Origin of the sequence: Bradyrhizobium campsiandrae (genome assembly GCF_014529705.1) — a bacterium.
GTDB lineage: Bacteria > Pseudomonadota > Alphaproteobacteria > Rhizobiales > Xanthobacteraceae > Bradyrhizobium > Bradyrhizobium campsiandrae.
Map to the genome: position 1 here is coordinate 1 of NZ_JAANIH010000409.1, position 243 is coordinate 243.

The 243-nt window shown below is 64.6% G+C and carries 1 pseudogene; it reads right to left on the reverse strand.

What is annotated here, in order from left to right:
• Positions 1-40: 40 nt before the first annotated feature.
• Positions 41-243, reverse strand: a pseudogene (locus G8O24_RS43690) (methylcrotonoyl-CoA carboxylase); the annotation flags it as partial.

Below are 243 nucleotides of genomic sequence, written 5' to 3' on the forward strand. Positions count from 1 at the left end.
CTGCCGCGCTTCCGGCGGGCTTAGCCTGACCGGCGAGCAGCTACATCCGGAACACCCCGAATCTCGTCGGCTTGGCAGGCGTCCGGCCGGCGAGGTCGAGCAGCAGCGCCATCACCTCGCGGGTCTCGAGCGGATCGATCACCATGTCACACCAGGTGTTGCGTGCGAAGTTGTAGGCGTTCGCGAAATCCTCAAAAGTCTTGCGAACCGGAGCGCGATAAGCCTCGCGCTCTTCGTCGGTCC